The following is a 314-nucleotide window of genomic DNA, read 5'->3' as shown; positions in this document are numbered from 1 at the left end:
AGCGCTGCGCCAGGGCGATATAGTCAGACGCGCCATAGGCCTGGGCGCAGAGATCGGCGAAGCTCGCCCGCGCCACGCTGCCGGCCGCCTGCGGCAGGACGAGGTCGTGGCCCTGCACGTTCAGCACCTGTCTCTTATACACATCTGACGCTGCCGACGATTAACCTTCGGTGTAGATCTCGGTGGGCGCCGGATCATGAAAAAGGGGGGGGGGGGGGGGGGGGGGGGGGGGGGGGGGGGGGGGGGGGGGGGGGGGGGGGGGGGGGGGGGGGGGGGGGGGGGGGGGGGGGGGGGGGGGGGGGGGGGGGGGGGGG

The 314-nt window shown here is 76.4% G+C and carries 1 protein-coding gene; it reads right to left on the bottom strand.

The window, feature by feature from the left end:
- Positions 1 to 120: 120 nt before the first annotated feature.
- The coding region (locus JHD80_RS27720; RefSeq protein WP_199093837.1) for a hypothetical protein at positions 121 to 314 on the bottom strand (194 nt) is incomplete at its 5' end.

The organism is Allobosea sp. ASV33 (genome assembly GCF_016428755.1).
GTDB lineage: Bacteria > Pseudomonadota > Alphaproteobacteria > Rhizobiales > Beijerinckiaceae > Allobosea.
Note: the sequence above shows the minus strand (reverse complement) of the source record. Positions and strands in the feature narration are given on the sequence as shown.